The 26,362-nt window shown below is 46.6% G+C and carries 23 protein-coding genes and 1 pseudogene; 4 read left to right on the top strand and 20 right to left on the bottom strand.

The window, feature by feature from the left end:
- Positions 1-79: 79 nt before the first annotated feature.
- The 5 genes from WDY75_RS15260 to WDY75_RS15240 all read right to left on the bottom strand — a co-directional run bounded on the left by WDY75_RS15260 (position 80) and on the right by WDY75_RS15240 (position 3,001).
- Positions 80-829: an ABC transporter permease gene (locus WDY75_RS15260; protein WP_006210304.1), complete on the bottom strand. Its 750-nt coding sequence runs from the start codon at positions 827-829 to the stop codon at positions 80-82.
- Positions 830-1,591, bottom strand: coding sequence for an ABC transporter ATP-binding protein (locus WDY75_RS15255; protein WP_006210306.1), 762 nt, complete (start codon positions 1,589-1,591; stop codon positions 830-832).
- A gap of 133 nt (positions 1,592-1,724) precedes the next feature.
- Positions 1,725-2,069 (bottom strand): DUF1048 domain-containing protein, encoded by a 345-nt coding sequence (locus WDY75_RS15250; protein ID WP_006210307.1) that lies wholly within the window; start codon positions 2,067-2,069, stop codon positions 1,725-1,727.
- Position 2,070: 1 nt separating this feature from the next.
- The gene (locus tag WDY75_RS15245) at positions 2,071-2,403 is read right to left on the bottom strand and encodes a PadR family transcriptional regulator (protein ID WP_006210308.1); all 333 of its coding nucleotides are present in this window, start codon (positions 2,401-2,403) and stop codon (positions 2,071-2,073) included.
- Between the two features lie 235 nt (positions 2,404-2,638).
- Positions 2,639-3,001, bottom strand: coding sequence for a hypothetical protein (locus tag WDY75_RS15240; protein WP_006210309.1), 363 nt, complete (start codon positions 2,999-3,001; stop codon positions 2,639-2,641).
- A gap of 255 nt (positions 3,002-3,256) precedes the next feature.
- Between WDY75_RS15240 and WDY75_RS15235 the strand changes: the two genes are divergently transcribed.
- Positions 3,257-3,598 carry a winged helix-turn-helix transcriptional regulator gene (locus WDY75_RS15235; RefSeq protein ID WP_006210310.1) on the top strand — a complete coding sequence of 114 codons (342 nt, stop codon included), beginning with the start codon at positions 3,257-3,259 and terminating at the stop codon, positions 3,596-3,598.
- Between the two features lie 259 nt (positions 3,599-3,857).
- On the opposite strand, the gene WDY75_RS15230 is transcribed toward WDY75_RS15235, so the two are convergent.
- Complete coding sequence (locus tag WDY75_RS15230; protein WP_063480735.1) at positions 3,858-4,547, bottom strand: ArsR/SmtB family transcription factor; 690 nt, start codon at positions 4,545-4,547, stop codon at positions 3,858-3,860.
- 98 nt (positions 4,548-4,645) lie between these two features.
- Between WDY75_RS15230 and WDY75_RS15225 the strand changes: the two genes are divergently transcribed.
- Positions 4,646-5,266 (top strand): flavin reductase family protein, encoded by a 621-nt coding sequence (locus WDY75_RS15225; protein ID WP_063480734.1) that lies wholly within the window; start codon positions 4,646-4,648, stop codon positions 5,264-5,266.
- 162 nt (positions 5,267-5,428) lie between these two features.
- On the opposite strand, the gene WDY75_RS15220 is transcribed toward WDY75_RS15225, so the two are convergent.
- Positions 5,429-6,358 carry a LysR family transcriptional regulator gene (locus WDY75_RS15220; RefSeq protein WP_063480733.1) on the bottom strand — a complete coding sequence of 310 codons (930 nt, stop codon included), beginning with the start codon at positions 6,356-6,358 and terminating at the stop codon, positions 5,429-5,431.
- A 149-nt stretch (positions 6,359-6,507) separates the two neighbouring features.
- Between WDY75_RS15220 and WDY75_RS15215 the strand changes: the two genes are divergently transcribed.
- The gene (locus WDY75_RS15215; protein WP_006210318.1) at positions 6,508-7,527 is read left to right on the top strand and encodes an alpha/beta fold hydrolase; all 1,020 of its coding nucleotides are present in this window, start codon (positions 6,508-6,510) and stop codon (positions 7,525-7,527) included.
- A gap of 131 nt (positions 7,528-7,658) precedes the next feature.
- Here WDY75_RS15215 and WDY75_RS15210 read toward each other — a convergent pair whose 3' ends face one another.
- The 8 genes from WDY75_RS15210 to WDY75_RS15175 form a co-directional block, all read right to left on the bottom strand.
- Positions 7,659-8,354, bottom strand: a complete 696-nt coding sequence (locus WDY75_RS15210; RefSeq protein WP_338842202.1) for a stalk domain-containing protein — start codon at positions 8,352-8,354, stop codon at positions 7,659-7,661.
- 42 nt (positions 8,355-8,396) lie between these two features.
- Positions 8,397-9,503, bottom strand: coding sequence for a sensor histidine kinase (locus WDY75_RS15205; protein ID WP_063480731.1), 1,107 nt, complete (start codon positions 9,501-9,503; stop codon positions 8,397-8,399).
- Positions 9,496-10,191: a response regulator transcription factor gene (locus WDY75_RS15200; protein ID WP_063480730.1), complete on the bottom strand. Its 696-nt coding sequence runs from the start codon at positions 10,189-10,191 to the stop codon at positions 9,496-9,498. The genes WDY75_RS15205 and WDY75_RS15200 overlap by 8 nt, the downstream gene beginning before the upstream one ends.
- Positions 10,192-10,599: 408 nt before the next feature.
- On the bottom strand, positions 10,600-13,521 hold the full coding sequence (locus WDY75_RS15195; RefSeq protein ID WP_063480729.1) for a hypothetical protein: 2,922 nt from the start codon (positions 13,519-13,521) through the stop codon (positions 10,600-10,602).
- Between the two features lie 95 nt (positions 13,522-13,616).
- Positions 13,617-14,924 (bottom strand): ABC transporter substrate-binding protein, encoded by a 1,308-nt coding sequence (locus tag WDY75_RS15190; RefSeq protein ID WP_063480728.1) that lies wholly within the window; start codon positions 14,922-14,924, stop codon positions 13,617-13,619.
- A gap of 41 nt (positions 14,925-14,965) precedes the next feature.
- Entirely contained in the window at positions 14,966-16,123 is a 1,158-nt protein-coding gene (locus WDY75_RS15185; protein WP_063480727.1) for an efflux RND transporter periplasmic adaptor subunit, read from the bottom strand.
- A 36-nt stretch (positions 16,124-16,159) separates the two neighbouring features.
- Positions 16,160-17,038, bottom strand: a complete 879-nt coding sequence (locus WDY75_RS15180; protein ID WP_063480726.1) for a carbohydrate ABC transporter permease — start codon at positions 17,036-17,038, stop codon at positions 16,160-16,162.
- Positions 17,039-17,055: 17 nt separating this feature from the next.
- Complete coding sequence (locus WDY75_RS15175) at positions 17,056-17,922, bottom strand: carbohydrate ABC transporter permease (RefSeq protein WP_063480774.1); 867 nt, start codon at positions 17,920-17,922, stop codon at positions 17,056-17,058.
- A gap of 193 nt (positions 17,923-18,115) precedes the next feature.
- Here WDY75_RS15175 and WDY75_RS15170 point away from each other — a divergent pair, with 193 nt between their 5' ends.
- Positions 18,116-18,766 carry an anti-sigma factor C-terminal domain-containing protein gene (locus tag WDY75_RS15170; RefSeq protein WP_148247218.1) on the top strand — a complete coding sequence of 217 codons (651 nt, stop codon included), beginning with the start codon at positions 18,116-18,118 and terminating at the stop codon, positions 18,764-18,766.
- A gap of 733 nt (positions 18,767-19,499) precedes the next feature.
- Here WDY75_RS15170 and WDY75_RS15165 read toward each other — a convergent pair.
- From WDY75_RS15165 to WDY75_RS15145, 5 genes and pseudogenes are all read right to left on the bottom strand, one after another.
- Positions 19,500-19,906: pseudogene (locus tag WDY75_RS15165) on the bottom strand (FAD-dependent oxidoreductase); the annotation flags it as partial.
- Positions 19,907-19,927: 21 nt separating this feature from the next.
- Positions 19,928-21,655, bottom strand: coding sequence for a thiol reductant ABC exporter subunit CydC (gene cydC, locus WDY75_RS15160; RefSeq protein ID WP_063480724.1), 1,728 nt, complete (start codon positions 21,653-21,655; stop codon positions 19,928-19,930).
- Positions 21,648-23,486: a thiol reductant ABC exporter subunit CydD gene (gene cydD / locus WDY75_RS15155; RefSeq protein WP_063480723.1), complete on the bottom strand. Its 1,839-nt coding sequence runs from the start codon at positions 23,484-23,486 to the stop codon at positions 21,648-21,650. Before cydD ends, cydC begins: the two co-directional genes overlap by 8 nt.
- A gap of 68 nt (positions 23,487-23,554) precedes the next feature.
- Positions 23,555-24,568, bottom strand: coding sequence for a cytochrome d ubiquinol oxidase subunit II (locus WDY75_RS15150; RefSeq protein WP_006210333.1), 1,014 nt, complete (start codon positions 24,566-24,568; stop codon positions 23,555-23,557).
- The gene (locus tag WDY75_RS15145) at positions 24,565-25,932 is read right to left on the bottom strand and encodes a cytochrome ubiquinol oxidase subunit I (RefSeq protein WP_063480722.1); all 1,368 of its coding nucleotides are present in this window, start codon (positions 25,930-25,932) and stop codon (positions 24,565-24,567) included. The genes WDY75_RS15150 and WDY75_RS15145 overlap by 4 nt, the downstream gene beginning before the upstream one ends.
- Between the last annotated feature and the right edge of the window lie 430 nt (positions 25,933-26,362).

The raw sequence follows: 26,362 nt of genomic DNA, 5'->3' as shown, positions 1-26,362 counted from the left end.
TCGGGTCGGCTGCCTCTGTCTTATTTTCATCTGATTTTAAAAGTTCTGCTCAATTGATGTAATAACCATCACGGTGTATTTAGCCTAACTGGCGTTTAAATGCTTTACTTGCAAAGAAATAAGCGATAATCATGATACCGACACACCAGGCAAGTGCGATCCAGATATCGTTGCCGACAGTCCCTTCCTGCAAGAGGGCCCGAATGGCATTCACGATGGAAGTCACGGGCTGGTTCTCAGCGAACACACGGACAATGGTAGGCATAGTCTCGGTTGGAACAAAAGCCGAACTGATAAACGGAAGGAAAATCAACGGATACGAGTAGGCTGTCGCCCCTTCCATAGACCCCGCCGTCAATCCGGGAATGACCGCCAGCCATGTCAGCGCCAGTGTAAACAGTCCGAGCATACCCGCTACCGCGAGCCAATCCAGGATATTCGCACTGGAACGGAAGCCCATCAGGAGCGCTACGAGGAAAACCACTACAATCGTAAGCGCATTGGATACAAGCGAAGTCAATACGTGCGCCCATAATACCGACGAGCGCTTAATAGGCATGGTAATGAAACGCGACATCAGCCCGCTCTTTACATCATTAAACAGCCGAAGGCTCGTGTATGCTACACCCGATGCGATAGCCATCAGCAAGATTCCCGGCAATAAATAATTGACGTAGTTGTCCGTGCCGGTCTCTATGGCCCCCCCTAATACGTAGACAAACAACAGCATCATCATAATCGGCGTAATTGCCACCGTGATAATCGTATCCGGGCTGCGCATGATGTTGCGCATTAAACGCCCAAGTAATATCCCTGTGTTGCTTTTCATTTACATTCCCTCCTTATTGCCGATCATCGCCAGGAAAATTTCCTCCAGCGTCGGCTGCTTCTCGATATATTCCACTTTCGCTGGCGGGAACATCGCTTTGAGTTCGGTAAGGGTACCGGTCTTGATAATTTTCCCGCCATGCAGGATGGCGATACGGTCTGCCAGTTGTTCGGCTTCCTCCAGGTACTGGGTCGTCAGCAAGATCGTCGTGCCGCCTCCGGCAAGCTCCTTGACGGTATCCCAGACTTCAATTCGCCCTTCGGGATCAAGTCCTGTCGTCGGTTCGTCGAGAAAAATGACGGCTGGCGTTCCAATCAAACTCATGGCGATGTCAATCCGGCGCTTCATCCCACCGGAGTATTGGTCTGCCCGGCGATGGGCCGCATCAGTCAGGCTGAATCTTGCAAGCAGATTGTCGGCAACTTGATCGGGATTGGAAACGCCCCGCAACTTGGCGATCATGATCAGGTTTTCCCTCCCGGTGAGCATGCCGTCTATAGCTGCAAATTGTCCTGTCAGACTGATGCTCTGGCGAACATCATCCGGTTGACGCTGCACATCAAAGCCACTAACCCGAGCTTCGCCGCCATCTGGCTTCATCAGCGTTGAGAGAATGTTCACCGTGGTCGTCTTGCCCGCTCCATTGGAGCCCAGCAGGGCGAATATCTCACCACGTTGCACTTTAAAATCCACCCCCTTTAAGACCTCCTTGTCTTTAAAGGATTTTTTCAACTCTTTTACAGAAATTGCTGCATGACTCATACTTTCTTCCTCCTCATAAGCTATTTAGTCTGACTTATAATAAGTATTACTTAGTACCGGACCAAAAATATAACTGAATAGCGAAGGCGGCAATTCACATTGGGTAACCAGCTAATCAGTCGATATGATCTATTTATTTATTTTTTCCCAACCGGTTCTGGATGCTCTGATTCAAATCTTCGCGGTATTTGGCGACATAGGTTTTCGCATTTGCGACTAATTCATCGGCGAAGGAAGCCACATCGTCTCCGGTGATATCCAGCACTGGTCTTCCTTCCGCCGCACCACCTTCAAACAATTCGATTAATTCATATTGAATGTTCAGCATATCCATTCCGCTGCCCGTTGCGAAATTCCACATATAGTTTTGAATTTTCTTAAATACGAACTGATAATCCTCTGGCAGGGCATCCACCCGTGCCATCATCATCTTGTATTCTTTTTTATCACCGATCAATTTTTTGAACAGTTCCATCATATTAATTTTTATCCTCCTTTGATCTCAAATCGTTGATTTTGGATGATACAAAATCCCACTTCTCCCAGAACAATTCAAGTTCCTGGCGGCCAGCTTCATTAAGCGAGTAAAATTTGCGGGGCGGCCCCATATCTGACGGCTTCTTTTCGATGTTCACCAGCTGTTTCTTTTCTAATCGCACGAGGATGGTGTAGACTGTCCCTTCCACGACTTCGGTAAACCCTAGATCGTTCAATCGGCGGGTAATCTCGTAGCCATAGGTTTCATGGCGGCTGATGATTTCCAATACGCAGCCTTCCAGCGAACCCTTCAGCATTTCAGTTAAATTGTCCATATTCAGAACCTCCTTTATTTCGTCCCTCCTCTAATTAGTCTGACCTATATATTCAGTACAACATAGTTCCAAGGGAAGTTTTACTCCGTAGCTTATGGAAATCACGCTATTTAGTATTACTTATTACACGTACATCGTAACACCGAGTAGTGGTGCCGTCAACTATTTTTATAAATTATTTTTCCAGCCTCACAGAATCGATCGTTTCATGCCCCCGAATACTCCCTCCCCTTTCTTATGAGGTGTAATCGTCAATCGCTTGAACAGCAAGTTCCAACGCTCTCATTCTTCTTTCCAGAAGCGTTCTTTGGGGACTGCCAGCCTTAGACTTAGCGTAGCTGTTCTGGATGGATGGTAATAAACCATTTATAACATGGCGAGCAGCTGCTAATTCTTCCTGGCCGTGATGATGGGGGCTTTGATTCCAAACGTGCTCCAGCATGGATAAGCCAATAGAAACAGCTTGAAGTCGTTTCTTTACGAGAGTAGTATTTGCACCACTTTGATTCATCTGGGACAGGGCATTCTTGAGTTTGCTGACTGTCGATTGCAGAGACCTTATGGATTCCAACTGATCTGAAATAGATACGTTTTCCATATTGATATTGTCCTTTCTCCGTTTGCAGCGCATGTGTGCGCAAGCAATGGTTTACCTGACTTCATTGTACAACATTTATGCAATGGCTAAGGTTAGTCCGTCTGGTGCCTTTATTTCGCAATAATCATTCAAGAAAAGATTAGCATACGGACTCATAATCCCCTTTACTTAAAGTAGATCTAGTTTAAAATGTAATCATACAAAAAAACAGTATATGCTTTTTAGATAGGTACTTCCAGAAAGGATAGTGTAAACATGAGTATGGCTGAATTTAAAGGTAAGGTTAGAAATATTCAAGATACGCCATTTGGTTATACCTTATCGGTGATTGGCGGGAAATGGAAAATGGTCATTATCTACCTTCTCGCCGAGAACGGGACGGTTCGCTTTAATGATCTGAAAAGGCAGATCGGAGCTATCACTTATAAAATGTTAAGTTCACAACTTAAAGAGTTGGAGGCAGACGGCATGGTAAAACGGATAGAATACCCTCAAGTTCCCCCTAAGGTGGAATACAGTCTCACAGAGAAAGCGGAAACCCTATTGCCTGTTTTGGAAGGCTTATGTGAGTGGGGAGTCAAGAACCAGGATCGTTGAATCTGTATTCACTTTAGACTCGTACAAGTTTTGTCCTCTACAGAAAAAAAACAAGTTCTTGTCCTCAACTCGGAACAAGAACTTGTAGCCCAAAAACCGCAAAAGCAGCGGCTCCGGGAAGATAGCCCATGTTCATGCTGGTACAGACAGTTTTTGTAAACCTCTCCGGGATCTCAAGCCCCTTTGGTTAAGCATCGCTTCCAGAACGATTGTATCCCGTCACAGCGCACGCGATAGGCTTGCCCCATGTGTATGGTGCCTATTCGATATCAATATGGAATGTTTCTTTTAGCCCCCTTTTGCCTTCCGGTGTGATAGAAATAGCCCTGGTTTTTGGCATGCGTTGTATCCAAGCTAATTCTAATAGCCTTTCTAGCAGGGCATGGCCTAATGCTCCGGCAAGGTGATGACGTCTCTCACTCCAATCCAGGCATCGATGCGTGAAGGAGCGGCGCTTTTTCTTCACGCGTCCCAGATCGATCTGGAATGTCTGGAAGAAGGCAACTCCCTTTTCTGTAACCGTAAATTGATCGCCCACATCGGATAAGACTCCTGCGCTGAGAAGCGAATCCGTCAACTGGATTCCCAGACTCCCTGCAAGATGATCGTAGCATGTCCTTGCATGGCGTATCGCTTTATGCTCCAAGGCTTGGTTTAATGATCTTATTTCAACAGGTGGCGATATGGATAAAAGGGTCTCCATGATCTGGGCTACTTCCTGATTCGCTATTCCGTAATAACGATGCCTCCCCTGTTTTTCAACGGTGACCAGATTCGCTGTAACCATTTTGGATAAATGAAAGCTGGCCGTTTGCGGTTTAATATTTGCCATATGCGCTAGTTCTCCTGCCGGATGATATCGCCCATCCAACAAGGCGGTCAAGATGGCTGCTCTCGATGCATCGCTTACCAGTGAGGCGATCTGTGATATGTTTGGATTCGGATTCATCTTCTTCCCCCCTAATGTAATCCATATTTCGATGAGCATCGAACCTTTTTTATTTTACAATGAGTGGAGATAGAATAGTTCATGGGAGGAACGATGGTATGAAGAAAACCGCTCAAAAGATAAACACAAAAATAATTAAACCGAGAATCCTATATTATGGAACCCCGGTTATACTGCTCAACACGCTAAATGAAGATCACACCGTTAATATTAGTCCAATCTCCTCATCATGGGCGCTGGGAGAATATATCATTCTAGGCATCGGCCTTGGGGGTAAAGCGATTGAGAATCTGGAACGACATCCTGAATGCGTCATCAATATACCGGACCCTTCATTATGGGAGAATGTCGAACAATTAGCCCCATTGACAGGGAAATATCCTGTTCCGGACTATAAACTTGAGAGCGGATTTACATATGAAAAAGATAAGTTTGAACGAAGCGGATTAACGCCAGTGGATTCCGTCGTTGTCAGGCCGACTCGTATTCTGGAGTGTCCGATCCAGATTGAAGCCAGGGTAAATCACATTCGGGTGCCTGAGGATTCACCCTTTTTTGCCATTATAGAAACGCAGGCTGTGCATGTGCATGCCCATCAGGACATCATGAAGAATGAACAACACATTGACCCAGGCAAATGGAGTCCGCTCATCTACAATTTCCGGCACTATTATGGTCTAGGCCAAGCTTTAGGCAAAACCTTTCGAGCCGAGACATAAGTCTGTAACTCATGAAGAAGAGGCCCGTAATCCATTCACGGGCCTTGTTTGTCCTGCGAATTTTGGCAACACTTCCGCAACTAACGGTCCAACAACCAATCTTTCTCGAATAAATATGAGCAATCGCCGCGCCTATAAAGTATTCCTCAAGGGTCGTCAGCTCTAATCCCTTGGATGTCGTATGCGGTTTTTATCCTCCTCCACGCTTGCAATAACCTCCCTTGCAGCTTCTATGAAAGATAATATGATCGGTGATAGCCACTTGTCTTTATGCCATGACATCTGTGTATACACGTGCAGATCTGGAATTTGCCATGGAAGAGCAACAAGTTCTCCCCGTTCAACCTCGGCTTCCGTCGTTATTTCAGGAAGAAAGGCAATACCGATTCCCGAGATTGCACATTGTTTAATGGCTTCGGCACTTTGAAACTCTAAATACGTGATACTATCAATGCCCTCTTTCTCAAATGACCGGTCAAACATGGTTCGATAGGGACAACCCTTTTCATTCGTCAGGAACACTTCCCCGTGAAAATCTTCCAGCTGCAGCACACTTCGTTTGGCGAGCGGGTGATCTGGTGCAGCGAATAAGCGGAACGTTTCTTCCTGCAGCGGTTCCACTGCAAGTCCGCTCGATCGAATAGGTTCGTCCAACATGAAGACAACATCCGCGGTTCCCTCAAAGAGCGTCTGCTTGAGCTCTTGATTGGGTACGGAACGGAAGATAAGGCGTACTCCCGGATTACGTGAGCGATATAATTGAAAGACCGCTGGAAGCCGATAGGCGCATATAACCTCGTTGGCACTTATCGTTAAGGTGCCGCTTAGATGATGTTCATTGTCATGTACAACGCTGCGAGCTTCGTCCAATTGGTTTAGAACTCCTTGAATATGAGTTAAAAAACGCTTACCCGCCGTTGTGAGAACGAGCTGCTTGCCCAAGCGGTCAAAGAGGCGAACACCAAGCTCATCCTCCAATGCTTTTATTTGCATCGTGACGTTGGAAGGAACATAGTTCAGCACTTCCGCAGCGCGACTGAAGTTTAATGTTGAAGCAACCGTGCGGAACGTATTCAGTTGGCGCAATTCCATTATGCCTTCCCCCTTTTACTTTTACTTTCAATAAAATTGAATGCTGTTTTGAAATCCATTCACTTTTATTGAGAGTATAACAGATCTATACTAATCACAAGAAATACATTCTACAAGTTGGTTTCATTTTGAAGGGAGTTAACAACACGATGGATTATGAGATTTATGATTTGGGTGACGTAACCTTGCAATCAGGAGTAACGCTACCGGACGCTTTTCTTGCTTATAAGACTTATGGAACATTGAATGAAAAGAAAGATAATGTCATCGTCTATCCAACGGCTTTTGGCGACCAGCATGTCCAGAACGAATGGCTGATCGGACACGGCATGGCACTGGATCCGCACAAATATTTCATCATCGTTCCAAATCTGCTGGGCAATGGATTATCCTCGTCACCCAGCAACACGCCTCCCCCGTTCGACCGGGCCCATTTTCCGCAGGTAACCATCTATGACAACGTTACATTACAACATCGGCTGGTAACCGAAAAATTCGGCATTCAAAGGATCGCGCTTGTAGTGGGATGGTCCATGGGAGGTATTCAAGCCTTCCAATGGGGGGCAAGTTATCCCGACATGGTGGAACGAATTGCACCTTTCGCCGGCTTAGCCAAGACCTGGCCCCACACGAATGTAGTCCTGGACGGAATGAAAGCCGCGCTCTTGGCTGCAGTCCACTTCGACTCAAGTAAACTCCATCAGCTGACTTCTGCCGACATGCGTGCCGTTGGTCGAGTCTATGCAGGATGGGGCGTATCGCAGGCATTTTACAGAGAGGGACTTTATCGTGAGATGGGGTTTGAATCCTTGGCGGATTTTATGACTGGCGTCTGGGAAGATAGCTTTATGAAGATGGATCCGCACAATGTCCTGGCCATGTTATGGACAGGACAACATGCAGATATTAGCGCAACCCCCTCCTATAACGGAGATTTCGATAAGGCGCTCAGAAGTATTCAAGCACTGGCCTGCATCATGCCAGGGAGCACGGATCTCTTCTGCTCGGCCGACGATAACGAATACGAGGCTAAACTTATGCCTAATGCTGTTCTTCATCCGATCGAGTCGATCTGGGGCCACTTTGCCGGACGCGGGATCAACAGTGCCGATAATCAATTTATCGACGATAATCTAAAACGGTTGTTGGCGCTTAGTACAAACGGATAGATCATGAATAGCATTGAAGTGTCCAGTCAGGCAGTTTGACAATGAATATAACCCCATCATGAAAACATGATGGGGTTTTTAGACTTTTAATTTTGAAAAGTGACACCGACGCATTCGCTAACGCTTCTGATTCATGATGAATCGCCTAGATCATCGGAGTCCGTAATATGGATAACAAAAGCATACGAGGTGAATCCTCTCTCCCAGTCCGAATTAACTAAAATCGTATAAAATCCCTGTTCCGTTGGCAGCTGTACTCGATGATTATCCGCCATCATCTCAATATACTGTTCTGTGCCGTTGCCCGTATCAAGGACGTTAGATATCATCAATCCGTCAGGCTCCAATCCAGTCGGATAAGTGATGACAAGATTTGATCCAGGCTTCATGCGAACCGGTGGATACTCGGCTTCAGACACCCATTGTACTACCGGATCGTTCATTTCCAGACATCCATTCCAGCAGGAGTTTCCCTGCAGCAGCGGAATCTCCTGCATCCATACGCTACCATCCTTATACTCGTGCTCATAAGCAATGGATGGAACGGGTGCCTCTATTTGCTCATCGAATGCTAAGCTGTGCTGTTTGATCGAGATTAATTCCTTGTTCTCATCATAATAAACTTCGGAATGCATTTCTTCCCCTACAAGGCGAAGCGGGACGTAGACGTTTCCGTTGTAGTTAATTACAGGAAGCCTCACGGTTTTACCGTTAATCTCAAATTTCCCGGATGACTGGAAGTCAATCGAGGAGCTTGCGCCATAAGCGGCCAAGCCGATAACAGCTAATAAACCGAACCATAACCATACCCATACATATTTCCGCAAATCTCCCTCCGCGCCCCCTTTCATAGTCAGTCCTATCATTTTTTATTCAGGTATCTGCATGCCTCGCGGCAGCCGTACTTCAAAAGCTGTACGAATCAAGCTGCTGTCGGCCGTAATCGTTCCATGATGCTGCATCACGATATTTTTCGAGATAAATAAGCCGAGGCCTGTGCTGCCCTCCCGATGATTCCGGGATTTATCGCCAGTATAAAACATGTCGAATAGATGCGGCAGTTCGTTCGGATGGATGCGGTCGCCAAAGTTAATCACCTGAACTACCGCTACTTCTGCTTCAAGGAAAGCGTGAATATCGACAAACTGACCGTCGTTGCCGTACCGAATCGCATTGGTCAGCAAATTTTCAAACACGCGTGCTAGCAAGTCACCATCACCCGAAATGATCAGATGCGGAGTAACAAACAATCGGGCTTTCAATTTGTTTTTCTCAAAAACCGGAAGTAATTCTTCGCTCAACTGCGTCAGCAGCTCGCTTAAATCGATGGGTGCTTTTTCGACCGGCAGCATACCGTAATTCATTCTCGTGATTTCGAACAATTCATCAATCAGCTTCTCCAGGCGCTTCGACTTCGCGAAAGCAATGCCTGTATAATGCCGAACCTGTTCCGGGGTCAATAACTCGTCCCTGAGAATGAAATCCAGATAACCGATAACGGAAGTGAGGGGTGTACGCAAATCATGGGCCAAATTCAGTATCAGCTGATCTTTGCTGCTCTCGGCAAAATCCCCTCTCGCCACCGCTTGCTTGAGCATCTCACCGGTCAGATTGATATCCGCCGCGATATCCCCGAATTCGTCCCGGGACGCGATCGAAACCCGCTTGTCAAAATCACCGTTGGCGAGATGCCGAATCCCCGCAGAAATTTCATTAAAATAAGCCACATAAGGCTTCGTAAGCAGTAAGAAAAAAAAGACCGCCAACGGGATAAAAAATATCAGAAAAAAATTAATGTCCCCGACCGTTCTTATGAACAAGCGGACATAAGCCAGCGGATCCTCGAATTTGACCTGAGTTCGGTAATAGTATTGCAGAATTTTGTATAATGCGAACATGATGATGCCGGATATAAGCATGCTTAAGCCGAAGAGCACAATCATTTTGGAGCGGAAGCTTCGTATCAAGTTAGCCATTGAACGTATAGCCTACCCCCCAAACCGTTTTGATCAGCTTGTTTTTGTTTGTATCTTCATGCAGCTTTTTCCGCAATGTCCGAATATGCACCATAACCGTATTGCTTGTTTCAAAGTAGGCCTCGCCCCATACGTGCTGGAATATATTTTCGGTACTAAACACCTTTTTTGGGTAACTGGCCAGTAAGTGCAATATGTCAAATTCTTTGGGCGTCAGCTCGATCGTTTCGCCGTACAGGGTCACAATCCGCTGATCGGGGTAAATGACCACCCCTCCCGCTTCCAGCGCGAGTTTGCCGGAAGTCGTCGGTTGACTCATTTGCATATAACGACGAAGGTGGGCATTCACGCGCGCGATCAGCTCCATCGGGTTGAAGGGCTTGGTCATATAATCGTCTGCGCCTCTCACCAGCCCAGCAATTTTATCAAGATCGGACGTTTTGGCGCTCAAAAAAATGATCGGCATGTGATGTTGTTCCCGAATTTGCCGGATGACTTCATAACCATCCAGCTTGGGCATCATAATATCCAGTATCGCCAGATCGACGGAATGCGTCTGAGCTGCTTGTACCGCCTCCTGCCCGTCCGCCGCTTTAAGGACATCATAGCCTTCCTTTTTTAAGTGCAGCTCAATCAGGTCCGCAATTTCTGCCTCATCGTCTGCAACGAGAATTGTAATCCGCTTCATCGTATCCATCCTCTTCGTTCACTTTGCAACATTATTGAAACTTGAGACTACAAGCAGGAGGGTTCAGTAATTCAATCCAACAGCTTGTAAGCACCTCCCGACTATACCAGTCTAGTAGGAATATCTCAATAATCCTTTTAGAATTCTTAAAGAGTTATGTCTATATAAGTTAAACTAAAGATTCTCAGCCAGAGCATCACTACGAATACGGATTATTCCTCCGATCACTGTTGCCCCCAGATTTCTATCAATCTATTTAAAAATGGTTGAAATCCGGGTGCAGTATATGCTTCCGATGCGAGCTTTCCTTTGGAAAGCTTTCGGGCGACCGCTACCGCTTCTCCAGAATAATTCCGTCTTCTCCGTTGAGGTTCTTCTTTTCATTAGTTCAACCTATATAGATCGTATTTAATCGCTATCCGACTTGTTCCCCTGATTCTCTTCATAAATAATCGGAAACGACTGGCTTCCAAGCAGCATTCTCCGCCCTTGGAACTCATCATACAGATTGATGCGAACTCCCCCTCCACTTACGTTTTTGCGGAAGTCGTTATTCAATGTAATGGTGTATGATTTATTGCTGCCGATGGTCAAATCGGTGCCGAGTGTTAACGTCTTCTCCGTGGATTGTCCGGTCGGGTCAATCATCTCCATAATGAGTTTATGTTCATATTCACCTGTCTCGTAATCGCCATTCCTGGAGAGGTTATAATGAATAGCGGTATTAAGCGTGTCTTTCCCTTCACTAAGTCTAGCTTCTCCTCTCGTAATGGAGAGTTTATAAGGAAACAATTCCACATTCCCTAGATTCGTTGCTGGTTGGAAAGCTCTAGGGCTAAGTGCTAATCCCACCGTATTGATCGATCCAATAACTTCCGTTGATTCTTCCCGCTGATCTGTCAACTTTTCGCCTGCTACACCTTCGCCGACATACAATACAAGCTGTGAAGTATTCACATTCAGCGGAAGCTTGCTCCAAACGGTAACCAAATTTTTTCCGTTCGGGCCTGTCTTGACGGACGATTGATTGACCTCTGCCTCAAAATACTCGTTATCCGGTGTTTTGTAGTAAGCCACCAGCTGCGCCTGCTTGGATTGACGTGTTTCCTGACTGGTCATCTCCAGTTCCGTGTAGATCAAATTGGAGCTGCTGTCTTGGTAGACGGTACTCATTCGTTCACGGACCTCCGCTTTCTTGCCTGGAGTATCGATACGATAGGATTCGCCTGCAGCAACCTGGTTCACCACATTGTTGACCGCCCGGGTATTTAGTGACAGAAACCTCGTGACGTCCTCTCCTGAAACTTCCTGCAGCTCAATTCGTAATTGATTAAATTTGTAGGAATACGGTACATTGGCAAGTACATACAGCTCTACGGTTTCATTAGGCGCCAGAGTCGTCTGATCATTCGGAATCACGATTTGAGCTGTACTGCTGAGGTCTCGCATATCAGCCTTAACTTGGGCTTTGAGTTCCGGCAGCTGTACGGTTAACGCTTTGGTGTTACGAATGCTGATACGGGCTGCAATTTGATCCCCATCTCCCCATGGCAGCCGCTGATATGAGTTCAGCTTTACGCCGAATGTCCCATGGTCGTTCTCGATGACATTCTCTGAGCCCAGATGGCTTTTACCTTCCTGAGCATAAGGAATTTTATAGTGGGCAGCCGGGAAGCTGATCCTCCCTTCCACCGCAGGCTCCGTTAATTGCAGCTGCAGCATATTCTGTTTCATGTTCAATGGTACATCTGCATTGAGATCAATCAGCTTTTCTTCTAACGGCTTCAGTGTAACATTGGCAAGTGCCTTCGCATTCACCGGGATGCTGTATCCTTCATTCGTGAGGATGGAAAGCTCATACGCCGGCAGCTTCAATGATTTTTCACCAAGATTTTTAACTCGGAATTGTAGGCTCCATTTCCCGGTTTCGTTCTCAGCATATACGGAAGCATGTTTCAACTGCGTTTCAATCATAAGGTCATTAACGGATATTTTTTTGACGGCATAATCCGCTGCAGGCACATCAGCCGTAACGGAAGGCAGCTTGAAGGTTTTTACTGGCAGCGTCATTTTTAATGCTTCATCTTCCTGCATGAATTGCATCGTCATATTATCGGTTTTGAGTGTGGACGGAACCTCTGCCAGATAATAAATCGTTCGCTTCTGCCCTGGCTGAATCTTGAAGCTGCCTCCTGTTTCGTCCTCAGGCACTAGGTCGAATACCGAGCCGCCAGCCGACTTTACTTGTACTTTATATCCAGGGTCACTTAGCACCTTCTTACCTCCGTTTGCAAAATTGACCCCGACTCTCAAATACACTTTCCCGTTATGTTTCATACGCTGCATTCTTTCTGCCTTCACTGTCACAGGATGCTGTTTCATCATAAGCTTTGTGCTTTTGCCTTTAGCCACGGCGATATCCGAAGCTGCCGCAGAAAGTTTGAACGATTGCACCGGAAGATGTATTTTCAAAGCTTCGTCTTCCTGCGCCAGCTGCAATGTCATACCATTCGTCTTCATCGTGGAAGGAATCTCCGCCCAATAATAAATGACTCTGCTCTCCTGAGGCTGGAGCTTGTAACCAGTGCTAACCGATTCGGGCAAGAGTTCAAATATCGAGCCGCCGGCCGATTTGAGATATGCTTTATATCCTGGATCGCTAAGCACCTCGGTTCCTCCATTTGAGAGCTTCATCCCCAGTTTTATATATACTTTTCCATGGATTTTATACCTCTGTACCGTGTCTGCCTTGGCCGTAACTGAAAGATTATTCATCTTCATCTTCTTGCTCTTGCCTACAGGAACTACAGATGAGTACTGAGCCGGAATCGTGAAACCTCCCAGCTTCTTCTCATAAGTGGCGCTGCTAAAATCCCATCCGAATATGGAAACCTTTATTCCGTTTACCTGTGCCGATCGTACAATGTTCACATAATACGTCACGGATTGACTGCTGTTCGCAGGCACCGTTCTTTTATCAGCATCACTCGTAACAACTTTTCCTTTTACGATGGCGCCACTCGGCGTGGAAACCTTGGAAAAATAATCGATAAGATCTACTCTGCTGCCACTGTTATTACTGTAACGAAGTGTATACGTGAGGATATTCCCGTCAGGTTGAGCAAAAATATTCATATCCGTCAGCTTCACACTGACGCTCTGCTTCAATGTGACCGAGCCGAGTTTATCCAGTGTGAACATAGACGCTGCTGCAGATTTGGAAACAGACGAATCCGCTGCGGATGCCCCGTATGTGTCAAAGGCAAAAGATTGACTCAACACCGCAGCGCATAGCACCACTGCCATGCCTGTCTTTTTTGGCCTGTGCATAAATGTACCTCCCGATAAAAAAATCTATATTTCGCTTTCCCTCTTCTGTGAAATAGGAAGCAGCGCACGTATGTGGGCTGCTTCCTGTCATCTTCCTATTCGTTTAAATAGGTGGTTACCCGGTTCTGGATCAGCTTAGCCACTTCTTCCGCAGTCTTCTGTCCGCTGAAGAACGCATAGGACTCTTCACGGGCAATGTTTAACACTTTAGCATCCAGTTCCACGTATTGATCGGCGGATTCAACAATTTGTTTAAACACGGTAAATTGTTCATCAGATACTTTTGCCTGCTCCCCATTCGAAAGCGTATAATCGCCGCTTTTCACTTTTTCCTGAAGGTCATTGATCATCTTTTCATTCACGGATTTAAGCATCGAGAACCCTGTTCTTTCTTGTATCGATTGTGCTTCTTCCGACAATAAGAAAGTGATGAACTTCCAGGCTTCATCTCTTACCGGCGTTTTGGCATTGATTACGAACTGAGACAAAGGAACAACTCTCGCGCCTGTACGATCTCCGGCTTCTCCCGCTTGCGGTATTTGCAATAGCTTGGGATTATCAAAAATCGTATAAGGGCCTTCGATAAAATCAGTTGGTGATCCGATCCGGCTGGAGTAGAACAATTGATTGCCCGCCTTTGCCACTTCTGATGTGATGATTTTATCGTCAGACATTTTCTTAGCTTGCTGGAGCAGATCCACAAATTCGGGCGAGTCGAACTTTGCCTTTTTGGCGGAAGCCTCAACAAACGCAGTGTAGTTCGTAAATAACATTTCCTGAAAAAGGTATTCCGGCGGATAGTCTGCCAACGCATAAAGTTCATCGGCACCACGATTCTTTTGGATAACTTCCTTCGAAACTTGCTCGAACTCCTTCAAGTTCCAGGTCTGATCATCGAACTTCACATTGGCGCTGCCCAGCATGTCCCCGTCACCTACAAACACACTGAAGGAATAGCCCGAAGGGATCACGTAAACCCCCTCATTCACCTTCAAACCGTCCAAAATAGTGGTTTGTAAATCGTCTTTGTTCAACGTCTGTTCTTGCTCCAGTAAATCATTCATATCGAGAAGAAAACCTTTGCTCACATATTCATTAAGAGGCAGGACGTCAGCTTCAATGATATCCATGCCTTTTCCCGATAACATGGCTGTATTCGTTGTGTTTCGATACTTCTCGTAGTCTTTAGATTCATGGATCTGCAGATCAATATCCGGATGTTTCTCTTCAAACTTTTTTTCCAGCGTCTTATAGAACGGACTCGACTCTAACAGCGACAGGGTGAGCACCGTTTTTCCCTCTTTCGTTGTGGACTGACCCGCCTTCCCGCTTTCTCCAGAGCCGCATGCGGTTAAACTTGCGATAATAACACCCATTGAAATGATCGATAGCCATTTTTTCATGATACAAATTCCTCCTGATCTTCTCTTATTGAAACGCCTCACTATTCCAATCGAATACGGTTTCCATCTTGCAGAGGCTCACTGCTTTTCAGAATGATCTTATCCTCTTCATAGATGCGATCGGATTGGATCATCGTTTCTTTGTCATTCTTTTCACTGATTTCAATGTTCACTTTACGGGCAACAAATACATTACCGAGTGCACCTGGCTGCTCTTCAACCACAAAAACATACATGCCTTCCCGATCCTGATGAACAGCGCCGCTTGAAACAAGCAGTCCTTTTTCGAGTGAGCTTTTCTCGATTTTGATTCGAGCCTGCTCACCTCCCTTCAGCTTGGCATCTATGATCTTAATGCGAATGATCTTTTGAGGGACGGTTGTCGTCACCGCTCCTTCATCCGATCCCCCCTCTATAAGCGGCTCCGCATTGGTTATTTCTTCAATGACACCGTCCATGACACTGCTTCGCTGCTTGTTATCTGTATCTACCTCAACCTCAATCCGCTCTCCGATGGATACCCCTATGCTGGACAAGCGCTTGGCATCCGCACCCACTTCAAATCGGTAGCCTTGGCTGCTGTTCGAGATAATGACATCCGGCTCGCCCGCAGATGACAGTCCTTCTACTGCATTCAGCTTGGTTACAATCCCGTTGAACGGAGCCGTCAGTACTTGATCTTTTGACAGACGTTCTCTCATCTGGTTGATCTTGCGTTCCTGCGCAACTATATCAAGTTTACCTTTTTCAATTTCACGTTTTGCGCTGCGCAGCTTAAGTTCATCTTCATCGATGGACGACTGAATAAACTGGTCCTGAAGATTCTGATGCTCGATTCTCTGCTTTTCCAGATTCGTTACTTCAACTTCTATTTCTTGACTTGCCGATTGACTATCATAGGTGATGAGCTTCTGCCCCTTCTTAACACGTTCCCCTTCTTTCACGAGAATCTGCTGAACCTTCCAGTCCGTTGAACTGGATAGTTTAGCATCAGCAATCGACTGAATGATTCCGCTTCCCTCAATTGCTAACTCGATGCCTCCCATTTTTGGCTGTTCTGTAGTCACCTTCGGCAAGGTGAGTGATTGCAGTGTGTTACTGAACAATGTGAAGAACAGCAGCAATCCCATAAAACCCATGAACACGATTTGAATGATTCGCTTTCGTCTTTGGTCAGCAACCCCTTTTCCTAACTCCATATCCTTTTTTCTCCTCCTAAAAACCGCCCTGAAAAGTTAACCCTTAACTCCTGACAATTGAATGCCCTCAATAAAATACGACTCCGCATACAGAAATAACATCACCATCGGGGCCATATAGAGGAAGGATGCAGCAAAGGCAATCCCCCGCTCGCTATCATGGATACTGGATAAAAAAACGGACAGCGGCTGCTTGAATGGGTCGTCCAGAAAAACAAGCGGTTGTTCCACCATGTTCCAATAATCAACGAACAGCAAAATCACGAGAGCGGACAGTCCTGGCTTAATCATCGGAACGATCATCGTCATAAATATCCGCAAGTGCCCGGCGCCATCCATTTTGGCAGCTTCAATGTAGGCATAGGGAATATCCAGCATGAACTGTCTGAGCATAAACACGCCAAATGCTGCGAAAATACCAGGATAGATGATGGCGCCTGTGGTATTCAGCATGCCAAGCTTATCGACCATAATATAGTTGGGTACCAGCGTTACTTGGAATGGCATGAGCATCGTCATGACATATACAAGAAACATAGGATCCCGGCCGCGGAATTTCAGCTTGGAGAATGCATAGGCAGCTAGGGCTGCTACGAGGGTCTGGCCCGCAATGATTGGCACCACCATGAACACGGAATTCCAAAACATGGTCAAGTATTTCGGATTGTCGATGAACACCTCCCCATATTGTGCAAAAGACACCTTATCCGGAATCAGTTTCAGGTTTGCAAAGGAGCCGTCTCTACCTGGAGTCGCTTCACTCATTTGCCCGATGAGGCCATAATTGATCTCAATTTCCAGTTCTGTCATCAATGAATTTGTGAATGTAATCACAATAGGTGATATTAAGATCACAGCAATAACGCCCATGAGAAACGTTAAAGCACTTTTTTTCAATATGTAGACTACTCGCACAGACTTCGCTCCACCTCCTATTCCATGTACTGTCGATGCCGTCGTTCAATCGCAAAAAGCACCAGGACGATCAGCATAATACAGACAAACATCAAGGAGGCCGCTGCGGTCAGCTTCTGAATGTCGAGTGATGCAAACATATTGTTCATATAATGCTGCATCATGTAAATGCTGTCATGAGGATAATCACCTGCGATCAGATACGTTTCCCGAAACACTTTGAATGAGTTGATAATGGACATAATCACAACAAAAAACATGGTGGAAGTCAGATAGACCAGCGTCACGCTTCGGAATTGTCGTAAACGACCAGCCCCTTCAATCCGGGCCGTTTCGTAGTAATCCTTCGGAATTTGCTGCAGCCCCGCCAGGAATAAAATGACGTTGTAACCGATGTTCTTCCATAGATACACCATGATTACGACCCCACGTGCCGATTCCGTCTTCATCCAATCCACCCGTTCATATCCATAGCTGTTCAGCCAGGCGTTCAGGGAGCCGTTCCAATCAAATAGCAGCTGCCAGATCATGATGATGGAGGCGACGGGCACAACAAGCGGCATGACATAAGCTGTCCGAAGCCATTTTTGAATATATATATTTTTATTCAATAGCATCGCTAATCCCAGGGACAGCATGACCATAAGCGGAACACTGACCGCGCTGAAGTAAAACGTGTTGGATGCCGCCTTGCGGAAGGAACCACTTCCAAGCAGTTCCACGTAATTATCGAGCCCCACAAAATGACCGTCCACCAATTGGCTCATAAAGGAATAGTACACGCCCATGACAAATGGAATAAGATAAAAGAGTGCAAATCCGATACCGCTTGGCACGAGAAACAACATGGCCGCCGAAGCATCCTTACGGAGCCATTTTTTCATGATTGACCGATCCATCCTTTCTCAGTTAAGTTTCAGACCTCCATCCTGGCTTGTTACGTTTCCCAATGCATTAAGAATAGATAAGATTGCTTAAGAAAAAAGTGGGAAAATATTAAAAATACCTAAAATATTGTAGGGATTTATCGCTTTCGTTAAAAACAAAAGTGGTATAACAAAAAGCAGTTTCGCTTCCTTGTCTGGAAGTACCAAGCAAAGCATTTCAATACCCGATGCTCACATGCAAAAAAACAGTTATGAGTATTCACGCAGTTACAATGGTCTGAACGGGCAACGAGAAATGCTGTTTTATATTCCCGGAGTAGATTATAACGGCAAAATCCTTAATGATCTCCCCCTGCTTCAGGAAATGGATCCAGCAAAGCTGGTTGAAATGGCCATTTCTTTTGACAAAAGCTATTCATTAAGTGAGGTGAAACAGCTGACTCCTTCAGGACTAACCCAGACTTGGTATTGGGTGGACACCTACGATAACAAAAAAATTTATGAACCCTATATCGATGGAAACGGGAACAAGAGCTACGCAATTCCTCATTCAGAGTCATGGGCTCACGGATTTGGCATCTCCCCAACCGAACCTGCAATTGAAGCAACGGAACAGCCGTTTCTTGATGCTTTGGAACGGGGAGTTCAGCTGAAAGGAAACTACCATTATGATTTCAAGCGAATCTACAATTATTTAAAGAAAGATAAATCTAAACCGGATGCGAGTGATGTTCGTATTTTGGGCGTGGTTGTTACAGGGACAGCAGAAGAGTTTCAGGTACTCAGTGGAAAACCTTATGTGAGAGGGATTACATTGGGGGCTGTAGTTGATAAGTACTAAATGCTGCTCCCCCCTTCCACATTCAACTTTTTTTGTACACCCTTACCTTTCTATGTAACCATCATACGATAAGGTAGGTGGAATGATTCATGAGCGAAGTGATAGGTGAATATCGGTGTTGCATATGGTAAATTCGGAAGAAAGGCCATGTAGGCATGGGCTTCATGGCCTTTTGAATGGATATGAAAGTTAAAGTCTTGGGGACTTTATCACACTTAGGCAACAGTTCAGAATAGGAATTAAGCCATGAAGGCAATCATGCATGACACTTATGCCATTAAAGAAACGGGCATAACAGCCTTGGGCGAGAGAATTATACCCAAGCACAGAAAGAACTAGTAATTATCACCAACAAGATAAAAAGAACCAATATTGCCCCAACTGAACCGTGACCCTGATGACAATGATGGTATCCGTGTCTTAGAACTTCACTCATGTGTTTTCCTCCTTTTATGGTTATATGTCATAAGGTATTCAGTTTCTTACTCGTTGACAAGGCGAACGTCCATATAAATAAAAAACCTCGGGGATTGCCTCCCTCAAGGTCAATCAATACTGCACTTGCTTCGTAGGAAATAATGACTCTTTATACACTAATTTTCTAAATATACCTTCATTATCTACTAAAGATTATACGTGAACATGGTGCTGGGATTGATACCTATCAAAATAATAAAAGTCGCCTAACTACCTGATTGGTAGTTAGGCGACCGCTTAAACATTAGATATTGTATTAATTGCGGATAAGATAATCAAATGCGCCTAAAGCAGCATTTGCGCCGATCCCATAGAAATGATGATCTGTTTGTACGGACTGTTTGTACAATCGCCGGCAGTAAACACACCTGGCAAGCTCGTAGCGCCATGGTGGCAATATAAGAAACACCGTTCAACTTATATGTTCCAGTAAATTCTTTTATCTGAACGTCTTTTTAGGACCGTTACGTTAGGCAGACTGTAAAGACGATCTTGATGAACGGCGTCCGCTTATAGCTCCGTATTGTATTCGAGAACCGTCACAAGACTTACAATGCCTGCAAGATCAATCGCTGCTTCGATGCCGGAGTTTCCTCCGCCAATAACCGCTACGTCCTTGCCTGCAAACAGAGGACCATCACAGTGCGGGCAGTAGGCTACACCTTATGGCGAGTTGTGGCTTGTCTACGCTCCCACTTCTCCGATCATTTGCCGCTCAATTTGCTTCATCTCATAAAAATAGCCTTTTTGCTCCATCAACTCCAAATAAGAACCTGTTTCGATTACCCTGCCTTGGTCCATGACCACAATCTGGTCCATCTCTTCCAATCCGGTAAGCCGATGACATATCAGGAGAAGTGTATCATGAGCTGCCTGTGTATAGAGATGCTTCATAACGTGCTGCTCTGTCACATAATCCAGCGATGAAGTGGGTTCGTCCAGCAGCCATAACCGTCCTTTGCGAAGCATCGCCCGTGCCAGAGCCAGCCGCTGCTTCTCCCCGTCTGACAGATTCTCCCCTTTTTCATACACCCTATCGGTCAACGATGTATCGGGCAGCTGCACTTTAGTCAGCACTTCCAACAATTGTTCGTCTGTGTGCTCTTCTCCATTCAACAGCAGGTTGTCCCGGATCGTTCCCCGGAAGAAATGACTTTGCTGCAACACCACGTTAGCCGCTTGCCATATGCTCGCCTCATCCAGTTCTTTCACTGAAATGCCGTTTAATCGTATATCACCATCCATTGGTGTACGCAGCTCGAGCAGCAAGTCGATAATCGTTGATTTTCCTGAACCGCTCGGCCCGACAATCGCCGTTTTGGATCCGGGTGTAATGAGCAGCGACATATCCCTGAGCGCCGCTCTCCATTCCCCTTCATATTGAAACGTAACACCGGATAGCTCAATCGAAACAGCATGATCCACAGCCAACGTGCCGCCTGGCTGCGAAGATTGCACGGCGGTGGACTGAACCGTTTCCGTCAGTCGTTTAGCTGCGTGTTCGCTATCCTCCTTATACGCGGGTAATGTCGCCATTGCCGCCGCTTCTTCAAATACGGTTAACGAGGCCATGACCAGCATAGCCAGAAACACCCCGGCGAGCGCCCCGTCCATTATTAAATAGGCACCCTGCGCGAGCACCCCCCAGGAAATGAGAAACGTAACCAAAGCATGCATCGATTGCCCACGCAGCAAGTGCCCGGCTGCTCGCTGCTGCTCGGCCGCCAGTGCTGAGGAAGCCTGCTGAAGCTGCTGCTCCCGCTGTGCCAATTGTCCGTATACTTTCAAATCCCGGAAACCATACAACACTTCGGTGACTTCCGTGGAAAGCTGCGCCCGCTGCTCGCGAACGCGTCCATGGATTCTCCGCTGCCCGAGCAAAACAATTCCCGGTACAACGAATGCCGTTACCAGCATGCCCAGCACAAACAGAAGGGCAATCCAGAGTGAAAAGGCAGAAGTAAACAACACCGTTGCTAAAAACACCATGACTACCATGATCGGGGGATAAGCAACACGCAAAAAATAATTTTGCAGGCTTTCCACATCCCCAACGATCCGCGCAAGCAAATCCCCGCTTCGATTTTTGTTCAGTATACCGGGCGTTAAAGGAATTAACTTGGCAAAAAAGGATGTGCGCAAACGGCTGAGCATGGAGAACGTCGCCCGGTGAGAATACAAGCGTTCTCCATAACGGCTTGCCGCCCGAAGCAGACCCAGCATTTTGACCAGCGAGGTAAGCACAATCAATGTATAGAGCGGTGGCGCAAATACCGTTTGCGAAATCAAATAACCGCTCGCGGAAAAGAGTGCCACACCGGCTATGCCAGCGATAAAACCACCCAAAATCGATAGGACAATATCCTTGCGCTCCTGCATCATCGCTTTGGACAGAACAGCCAGCTCATTCATGGTCATCCCCCCTTTTCCGCTCTACATCAACCATCTCGGCATACTGGGGCAGACGCTCCAGAAGCTCATCATGCCGTCCGGCGTCCACCAGCACTCCACGGTCCATATACAAAATTTTGTCGGCTTGTTGGATTGTATATAATCGGTGAGCCACCGTTATCATCGTAGCCGACTTGGCCAGCTTGGCAATGGAGCGCTGCAGTACCCGCTCGGTGTGCAAATCGAGCCCAACTGTAGGTTCATCAAACAATATGATGGCAGGCCGCTTCAAAAAAGCGCGTGCCAGAGCAAGCCGCTGCTTCTCCCCGCCGGACAGCCCCCTGCCTCCTTCACCCACAAAGGTATCAAATCCATGCTCCAATTGGGCGGTAAGCGCGGCAAGTCCGGCTTCCTCTGCCGCTCGCTCAATTTCAGCCCTGGTGATGTTTCCACCAGCCCCAATTGCAATATTTTCAGCCAATGTGCCTGCAAAAATATACGGATGCTGTGTAATGTAGCTAACATACTCGAACCATGCGCTCTCATCGTATTGTGAGAGTGGGCTTCCATTCACCAGTACGGTTCCCGAGGCTGGTTTCAGCAAACCTGCAATGAGATGGAGCAAAGTCGTTTTGCCGGAACCACTCTTGCCAACAATGGCAATGTGTTCTCCCGGACCCAGCGTGATCCGTCCAGTCTCCAGCTCGAAAGAATCGGGAGCATATCGAAACCGGAGATGGTCCAGTTCCAACGATGGCGGCATGTGAATTGGGTCGAAATGAGCACTCTCTGATGGGCTGATCTTGCTGACGCCCCTGTCCATACTATCGATCTTGTCGATTCCTTCGGATGTACCTTCTCCTTCATTGCCATTCGCGTTCCAGCTCTCCCCTGCCGTTTCCTCCAGCATCTGCTCCACCTTGCGAACCGCTCCCATACTGGTTCGTCCGCTGTGAAAGGCCGTTCCCGTGTTCTTTAACAGACTGTAAAACTCGGGAACGAGCAGCAGAACGAGAAATGCAGTATGGAACGTCATCGATTTGAAAACGAGCAGCTGGATAGCCAGTTCGAGCGCGACAATACCGATACTTAGCATCACGATCGATTCCAGCATGAAGGTATTCGTAAACGCAATCTTCAAAATGCCCATCGTGGCATCACGGTAGCCCAGACTGCTGCGTTCAATCTCCTGCTGCTGATGGCGGGCCCGTCCAAATAGTTTCAACGTCACCAGCCCTTGCAGAGAATCCAGAAACGTACCTGAAAACTCGGCCAGCTGCGCATATTTTTCTTCGGATTTATTCTTCGTTTTCAGCCCCACCAGAATCATGAACAACGGGATAAACGGAGCCGTAAACAGCATAATGAAACCTGTGTTGGCATGTTGGGTAAATGTAACGACCAGAATCAGTAGCGGGATCATGGCAGCTTCCATCATACGCGGCATGTACTGACTGAAATAACTGTCAGCCTCATCCACAGCATCCAGAGCAATACTGACCTTCCCTCCCGTCTGTCCAAGAAGGGTTGAAGGCATGGAGGCATGGGTCAAGTTTTGCAGCACAGCTGCTCGCATATTCGTCTTCGCAGTGGCAGCCATACGCAAGCCAACTTTACCGTTTCCATACGACAACAATGTGCGTATAACCATAACAGCCAGAAGCAGGCCGAGCAGCACGGCAACCGATGAAAAGGAAGCACTCTCTACAAAAACCCGTTGGACTGCTTCAGCAAGCAGTCCAGCCTGACTCACAATAGCAACACCAAGCGCGAGCGAAATGACCGCGAGGAGGGTCATACTTTTCCGTTGTGAAGACATTTGCTGAGAAATCAGACTGGATCTCCTCTTCACAGAGCTCTCCTCCTTTATATATAGGCCTGTATAGAAACCTGTTACAAGCCGTAATGGATCAATTCTCTTTATTTTTTCCCTTTTACATAATCCGCATCAAACAGGAATAGTCGGAACACCAGAATAAGGGATGGGATCAACAGGAGCAGTCCACCGACAAACACAACAACCAGTGCGAAGCCCATGGCCGGTGAAGTTGCGCTGCTCTGAATCGTGATGTACGGATCAAGAATATAAGGGTATTGCCCAATCCCGTAAGCGAAAAAGGCACAGAAAAATTGCAGCATGACGCATATAAAAGCTAAACCGTAACGTCGTCCGTTGTATAACAGCCACATCGTAATCATGAAGAAAGCAACGGAAAGCGCGAGCAGCCACCATAAATCCATCATATTTTGAAAATGACGCTCATTGTGCTGACCCAAATAAATAAATGCTGTCAGTGCGAGAATAATGGTCGGTGTGCTCCAGAACAGGGCATAATTCCGCATCAGCTTCAGCGCAGAATGATCCTCTGCCCGAGAAGCGTAAAATGTCAAAAATGTGCCGCTAATGAACAACACGGACACTATTGCGAGTCCCACAATGCTCCACGATAACGGATTGGTAAACAGCTCCCAGTAATCCAGAGAAACCGTCTCCCCCTGCTTCACGATAAAGCCGCCTTCAGACAACGTTAGCGCCACTGATAATGAAGCGGGAATAAGCAAACCTGTTGCTCCGTATAGGAACAGATACACAATGTTTTTCTTGGAGCCGTAATTTTCAAAAGCATAAAACGAACCGCGAATCGCAAGCAGTATTACGGCTATGCTGGCCGGAACAAGCAGCGCGGAGCCATAATAAAAGGCCGTGTCCGGAAAAAATCCGACGATACCAATGTAGAAAAAGACAAAAAATACATTCGTGATCTCCCAAACGGGTGATAAATAACGGGAGATCAAACGATTAATCAGATGATCCTGCTTCGTCAAGCGTGCATAGAAAGCGAAGAAGCCCGCCCCGAAATCAATAGAGGCTATAATTAGATAGCCGTACAAGAACAGCCACAGCACCGAGATGCCAATCAATTCGTAACTCATGATGCAGGACCACCCTTCTCCGTAGATGGATCAGGCTTTTCCTTCAGCCATTTCTCCATCTCGACTTCCGCCGGATTATTGTTGAACAAGCGTCTTAACACGATTACACACATGATGCCCAGTACGATGTACAGGAGCAAGAAAACGAAGAATAAAATTCTTATATTCGGTGAAGACGTAGCAGCTTCCTCCACCCGCATAATCCCGCGGATAATCCACGGCTGTCGCCCAATTTCCGCATAGAACCAGCCCAGCTCAACAGCCAGGAAAGCAAGCGGTGCGCCCAGTGCGATAATGCGAAGCATCCACTTGTTAAGCTCATTGCGTTTTTTCCAGAACACAAACAGGAAATATAGCACCGCAATAGCGAGCAGAGCAAATCCGATTCCGGCCATCAAATCAAACAGGTAATGAACGAGAAGCGGCGGCCATTCGTCCTGGGGAAATTCCTCCAGCCCCGTTACCTCTGCATTAAAGTCTCCAAAGGCCAGGAAGCTGAGCAGTTTCGGCAGGTGAAGAGCCCCTAGAATTTCATGCTCTGCATTCAGCCATCCCATTAGAATCAAATCCGCGCCGCTTTCCGTCTCAAAATGCCACTCTGCCGCAGCAAGCTTCTCCGGCTGATGCTCAGCCAAAAACTTGGCGGACACATCCCCGGCTAACGTGTTCAGCACCCCGAACAGTAAAACAACGGCCATCATGAGGTTCAAGGCTTTTTTGTGGTAGGCGGATACCCCTTTTCTCAGCATCGCAAAGGCTGCGATACCGGCTAACAGGGCTGCCCCTGTCAAATAGGCCGAGCTTAATACATGGAACACCTTGGAGAACGTTGCCGTATTCAGCATCGCTTGCACCGGGTCAACCGCCGTGAATTGGCCTGCTTCCATCACAAAGCCTCCAGGCTGGTTCATGAATCCGTTCACCGTTGTAATGAAGACAGCCGACATGCCTGCGCCCAACACAATCGGAATGGTCAGCAGCCAGTGGATATACGGATTTTTGAATCGATCCCACGTATACAAATAAATGCCCAGGAAGATGGCCTCAAAAAAGAACGCAAACACTTCCATGAATAATGGCAGTGCAATGACATTCCCAGCCAGCTTCATAAAGTTCGGCCACACCAGAGCCAACTGCAGGGAGATCACGGTGCCGGTCACGACACCAACCGCGACAGAAATGACAAAACCTCGTGCCCACCTCTTCGCCATCAGTGTATAATGGGGATCTTTCTTGCGAATCCCGATGAACTCTGCAATAGCGATCATTAAGGGTATACCGACTCCAAGTGTCGCAAAAATAACGTGGAATGCGAGTGTCATACCTGTCACCAGCCTGCTCCACATTACCGTATCAATTGCCATTTTATACTGCCTCCTTTTAAACTCTGTTCCATTATTGTGATAAATTAAACTTTGGATTAGGCCTGCCACCCGTTGGGCTGCATTCAATATCAGGTTTGGATAGGCTTTAGCGACATCGCTGCAAGCTGCGTTTTATGAATCGTTCCTCGATCTCTGTTATATAAAAAGAGAATTTTTTCACAAAGTAACGTAAATGACAGCACTGTGTTGGGCAATACGTTGGTTGCTTCGTTTGACTGCCGTTTGCCCGACTGAAGCGAGATCTTGCGAGCCTGTATAAACCTGGTACTACATGCATTTATATGACTAGATGAAACCTAATAGTTAAAATTATTATATCTTTGTCTCCTAGCAAATCAATCACTGACACGTCTTCGTCCCTAAACGTTCAAGAAAGGGTCAACTCTTTCTGACAACTTGGTGAAAAATA

It is taken from the genome of Paenibacillus glucanolyticus, from assembly GCF_037333485.1.
GTDB lineage: Bacteria > Bacillota > Bacilli > Paenibacillales > Paenibacillaceae > Paenibacillus_AQ > Paenibacillus_AQ glucanolyticus.
This window is presented reverse-complemented; position numbering and strand designations above follow the sequence as displayed.

Coding starts and splice junctions, on each gene's coding strand:
- WDY75_RS15260 (WP_006210304.1), bottom strand. CDS start 829: ATGAAAAGCAACACAGGGATATTACTTGGGCGTTTAATGCGCAACATC.
- WDY75_RS15255 (WP_006210306.1), bottom strand. CDS start 1,591: ATGAGTCATGCAGCAATTTCTGTAAAAGAGTTGAAAAAATCCTTTAAA.
- WDY75_RS15250 (WP_006210307.1), bottom strand. CDS start 2,069: ATGATGGAACTGTTCAAAAAATTGATCGGTGATAAAAAAGAATACAAG.
- WDY75_RS15245 (WP_006210308.1), bottom strand. CDS start 2,403: ATGGACAATTTAACTGAAATGCTGAAGGGTTCGCTGGAAGGCTGCGTA.
- WDY75_RS15240 (WP_006210309.1), bottom strand. CDS start 3,001: ATGGAAAACGTATCTATTTCAGATCAGTTGGAATCCATAAGGTCTCTG.
- WDY75_RS15235 (WP_006210310.1), top strand. CDS start 3,257: ATGAGTATGGCTGAATTTAAAGGTAAGGTTAGAAATATTCAAGATACG.
- WDY75_RS15230 (WP_063480735.1), bottom strand. CDS start 4,547: ATGAATCCGAATCCAAACATATCACAGATCGCCTCACTGGTAAGCGAT.
- WDY75_RS15225 (WP_063480734.1), top strand. CDS start 4,646: ATGAAGAAAACCGCTCAAAAGATAAACACAAAAATAATTAAACCGAGA.
- WDY75_RS15220 (WP_063480733.1), bottom strand. CDS start 6,358: ATGGAATTGCGCCAACTGAATACGTTCCGCACGGTTGCTTCAACATTA.
- WDY75_RS15215 (WP_006210318.1), top strand. CDS start 6,508: ATGGATTATGAGATTTATGATTTGGGTGACGTAACCTTGCAATCAGGA.
- WDY75_RS15205 (WP_063480731.1), bottom strand. CDS start 9,503: ATGGCTAACTTGATACGAAGCTTCCGCTCCAAAATGATTGTGCTCTTC.
- WDY75_RS15200 (WP_063480730.1), bottom strand. CDS start 10,191: ATGAAGCGGATTACAATTCTCGTTGCAGACGATGAGGCAGAAATTGCG.
- WDY75_RS15195 (WP_063480729.1), bottom strand. CDS start 13,521: ATGCACAGGCCAAAAAAGACAGGCATGGCAGTGGTGCTATGCGCTGCG.
- WDY75_RS15190 (WP_063480728.1), bottom strand. CDS start 14,924: ATGAAAAAATGGCTATCGATCATTTCAATGGGTGTTATTATCGCAAGT.
- WDY75_RS15185 (WP_063480727.1), bottom strand. CDS start 16,123: ATGGAGTTAGGAAAAGGGGTTGCTGACCAAAGACGAAAGCGAATCATT.
- WDY75_RS15175 (WP_063480774.1), bottom strand. CDS start 17,922: ATGAAAAAATGGCTCCGTAAGGATGCTTCGGCGGCCATGTTGTTTCTC.
- cydC (WP_063480724.1), bottom strand. CDS start 21,655: ATGAATGAGCTGGCTGTTCTGTCCAAAGCGATGATGCAGGAGCGCAAG.
- WDY75_RS15150 (WP_006210333.1), bottom strand. CDS start 24,568: ATGAGTTACGAATTGATTGGCATCTCGGTGCTGTGGCTGTTCTTGTAC.
- WDY75_RS15145 (WP_063480722.1), bottom strand. CDS start 25,932: ATGGCAATTGATACGGTAATGTGGAGCAGGCTGGTGACAGGTATGACA.